General features: G+C 69.8%; 2 protein-coding genes and 1 pseudogene. All 3 read right to left on the reverse strand.

The genetic code is table 11. The features are described 5' to 3' along the window. A pseudogene (locus B8460_RS09130) lies at positions 1–391 on the reverse strand (hypothetical protein); the annotation flags it as partial. After that, on the reverse strand, positions 388–1275 hold the full coding sequence (locus B8460_RS09135) for an XrtA system polysaccharide deacetylase (protein WP_048861285.1): 888 nt from the start codon (positions 1273–1275) through the stop codon (positions 388–390). The pseudogene B8460_RS09130 and the gene B8460_RS09135, both read right to left, overlap by 4 nt. A gap of 13 nt (positions 1276–1288) precedes the next feature. Next, positions 1289–2233 (reverse strand): ExeA family protein, encoded by a 945-nt coding sequence (locus B8460_RS09140; protein ID WP_052945192.1) that lies wholly within the window; start codon positions 2231–2233, stop codon positions 1289–1291. Positions 2234–3906: the final 1673 nt, after the last annotated feature.

Here is a 3906-nt window from a genome sequence, read left to right on the forward strand (position 1 = left end):
CGATCGGATTGCCCGGCGGTCGTCCCTGCGAGTGCGCCGCGGCGCCGGTGCGGCGCAACAGGCCGGCGGCATAGTCCTCCAGCGCCGCGGCACTGTCGGCATCGGCGGCGAGCGGGCCGCCATGGACGCAGAACGGGTTGGAGATCAGCGTGTTGCCGAACAGGCGCGTGCGGACATGCACGAGCGGCAGCACGCCGGTGATGGCGCCGTCGCGCTCGTGCAGGACATAGTGCGCGCGGTGGCCGAAGGCGCGTTCGATCACCGTGCGCCAGGCCGACAGATGAAAGAACGTGGCGTCGGGTGCTGCGAGCACGAAGCGGTCCCAGGCCGCCGCCCGCGCGTCGTCGAGCGGCACGCAGCGGGCGCGGCCGATGGCGCGGATCTCGTTCATCGCACCGCGGCCGGCGTCAGCATGTCGGCGAACACGCGGTCGATGCTGTCCCAGCGGAAGTCGCGCAACAACCGCTCCAGCCGCGCGCGCATCGACCGCAGGCCGACATAGTGGCGGAACCGCGCGAGTCGCCCGGCGTCGGTGACGCGGGGCTGGTCGGGATCGACCTCCCACGGGTGGAAATAGAACACGCCCGGCCGTTCCTCCCGCCGGTTGAGGCGGGCGAGGCCGCTCCGGTAGACGCCGTAAGGCAGTAGCCGGAAATAGCCGCCGCCGGCGCAGGGCAGGTTGCGCGCCGCCACGCGCAGCGTCGTCATCGGGATCTCCCACAGCCGGCCGCCGCCCGGGCGGAAGGGAAAGCGGGGTGCGTCCGGCATGCCGTAAAGGTCATGGCGGATCGGATAGACGCTGGAGCTGTACTCGTACCCCGCCGCCGCCAGCTCGTCGAAGGCCCACGGGTTGCGCGTGCCGATGGAAAAGGTGGGCGCGCGATAGCCGCGCACGGGAACGCCGCCGGCGTCCTCCAGGATCGCCTTGGTGCGGATGATGTCGGCGCGGAACGTCGCGGGGCACAGCTGATCGACGCGGACGTGATCGTAGCCATGGCTTGCCAGCTCGTGGCCGCCGGCGACGATGCGGCGGACCAGCGCGCCGTGGCGTTCGGCGACCCAGCCGAGGGTGAAGAACGTGGCGCGGATACCGGCGCGGTCGAACGCCTGCAGGATGTGATCGGTGTTCGCCTCCACCCGCCGCGGGATGCCGTCCCAGTCGGCGCGGGGAATGACGCCGGCGAACGCCTGGACCTGGAAATAGTCTTCCACGTCGACCGTCATGGCGTTGAGGATGCGCGAGCCGCGTGCCGGCGTGGCTGCAGGCGAGGGCATGGCGTGTACTCCGCTAACGGGCGTGCCGGCGAAACAGGCCGCGGTGGCGCCAGGGATGCGGCGCGGCGGCCGGCGGGGGCGTGGGCGGGGACGTGGGATGCGCCGGCGGCATGGGCGCGGCGGGGCGGTCGCCGAGATCGCCCGCCAGCTCGTCGGCGACGGCTTCGACAAGCGGCGAGGTGATGACCGTCAGGTGATCGAGCGCCCCGCGCATCAGCACCCGGCCGCACAGCCGGTTGACCCGGCGCGGGATGCCCTGCGTGTGGCGGAAGGCCGCGTGCGAGGCATCCGTCTGCCAGATCGGATTGCCACGCCAGCCGGCCGTGGTGAGACGGTGCAGGATATAGGCGTGCGTCTCCTCGGCCGATAGCGGTCCCAGATGAAAGCAGGCGATGACCCGCTGGCGAAACGGCTCCATGTCGTGGCGCGCCAGGGTCGCGCGAAACTCCGGCTGGCCGGCGACCATGATCTGCAGCAGCGGCTGGCCGGCGTGCAGCAGGTTCGTCATCAGCCGCAGCTCCTCCAGCGCTGCCGGATCGAGCGTCTGGACCTCGTCCACCACCAGGAGGCAGCGGACCCCGTCCGCGCGTATCTGCCGCAGCCGGGACAGCAGCGCCATGCTCATGGCCGCCTTGCCCGTGGCGTCTCCGGCGCGGGCGCCGAAGGCCGCGGCGACGAAGCGCAGCATGTCGGCGCCCGACCCGGCCGAGCCGATCACGCTGCCGATGCGGATCGGCGCGTCGCCGAGACGCCCGCGCAGGAACTCGATGAGGGTGGTCTTGCCGGCCCCGATCTCGCCGGTGACGACGATGATGCCCTCGCCCTGCGCGAGGCCGTACAGCATGTGCGTCATCGCGCGTCGGTGACCCTGGCTCTTGAAGAAGCGGGTTCCGTCCGGCGTCAGCTGGAACGGCAGGGCGTCGAGGCAGTAGTGATCGGAGTAGCCGAGCGCGATCATCGGAACACCTTCCGCACACCGACAAGGAAGACGCTCTGCACCACCCGGTTGATCGGCACCGTATCGGTGGCGTTCGTCAGCCAGTATTCGAAGGTGAGCGTCGTCGTCTCGCTCAGCGCGCGGGTCAGCGCGACATCGACCGTGAAGATGCCCTGCTTCTCCGAGAATGCACCCGTGGTGGTCAGCTCGCCGTACTGAACCGTGGCGCGCGACGTCCAGAGCGGCGTCAACTCGTGTACCCAGGTCGCGGACGCGCTGTAGCCGCTCTGCGCATAGCCCGCGATCCCCTGCGTCGCCACCAGCGTCTGGCTTTCGTCGAGAAAGGACAGCAGGAAGGTGTCGCGGTCGCGCTGGTGCAGCAGCGTCGCGGAGGCGGTGCGCTGGCGCACCAGATTGTTGTTGATGGCGAAAAAGGAATTGGTCGTCAGCAGCGGTGCCTGCGTCACCGGGTCGATGCTGTTGCCATAGGCGTCGACCGAGGAGTTGGCGACGAAGTTCTGCAGATCCTGCGCGGTGGATGTCAGCGCCTCGCTATAGCGGGCAATCAGCTTCGTGCGCGGCGTGACCGCGTAGTCGAGCGCCAACTCCGGCGCGTTGAAGCCGTACTGATGGCCGTAGGCGACGGTGAGCGTGCGATCCGGTCCCGCCGCGAGCGACGCGCCGATGCGCCAGACCGCGTCGCTGATGCGCACCGACGGCGTGCCGTTGAAGGATATGTTCTCGTAGCCGCCGGTTGCGGCAACGGCGAAGCGCCTCGTGACGGCATAGGTCAGCGTCTCGGTCGCGAGGTTGTTGTAGCCGCTCTCCAGAGTGCCGCCGTACTGAACGGCGTCAAGCAGCGTGCGGCTTTGCAGCCGCGCGAGCATCTGTCCGGTGGTGAATACCGCGTGCTCCTCCTGCGTCGTCAGCAGACCGCTCTGGAATGTCGGCAGGAGCGGCGACGTCGCGGTGACCGGCGCGCCTCCCAGACTCGACGCCAGCGACGTGGTGTTGCCCGTCTGGTCGGTCACCGAATACGCATAGCCGATCTCCGCCGTGCCGATGGAGCCGAAGCGGTGCAGCAGGTAGGGCGCGACGGTGAAGCTCGTATCCTGTATCCGCGTGATCGAGTTGATGTTGAGCGGACCGCTCGGCGCATATCCGCCGAAGCTCGGCTGCTGCGTCGCGTAGCCACGGACGTCGACGAACAGCAGCTCCGGCACCAGCGTGACCAGCGCCTGTGCGTTGAGTTGCTGGGCGATGTCGTTCTGGCTCGGCGTGCGGGCGAAATACTGGAGGATCGGGTCATAGACGCCATTGAGCTGCAGGCGCGGCGTATCGGCGTTGACGCGCACGCCCGGCACCATCTGCGTGATGTAGTCGGCGCGGTGGTCGGTCGGCGTCTGCAGCACGTTGTCGGTGTAGATCTCCTGCACCCCGATCTCCGGCGTGACCTGCCACCCCGGCTGCGGCGGCGCACCGAGGCCGAGGCTCTGCCCGACGCTCTCGCGCAGATCGGGCAGCCACACGCTGGTGCCCGTGGGTGGGAGGCCGAGCCGCGCATCGGTGGGCGCGGGCGGACCGGGACTTTGCTCCGCCATCGCGCCGCCGGCGGACGTCGCATCGCGGGCTTGCGTGCCCCCCGTCGCGCCTCCCGTCGCGGCCCCAGATCGGAAGAGCACACGTCTGAACTC

Source organism: Acidisphaera rubrifaciens HS-AP3 (genome assembly GCF_000964365.1).
Taxonomy (GTDB): Bacteria; Pseudomonadota; Alphaproteobacteria; order Acetobacterales; family Acetobacteraceae; genus Acidisphaera; species Acidisphaera rubrifaciens.

What these genes read in the sequence shown, in the direction of transcription:
- B8460_RS09135 (WP_048861285.1), bottom strand. Translation starts at nt 1,275, where the DNA reads ATGCCCTCGCCTGCAGCCACGCCGGCACGCGGCTCGCGCATCCTCAAC.
- B8460_RS09140 (WP_052945192.1), bottom strand. Translation starts at nt 2,233, where the DNA reads ATGATCGCGCTCGGCTACTCCGATCACTACTGCCTCGACGCCCTGCCG.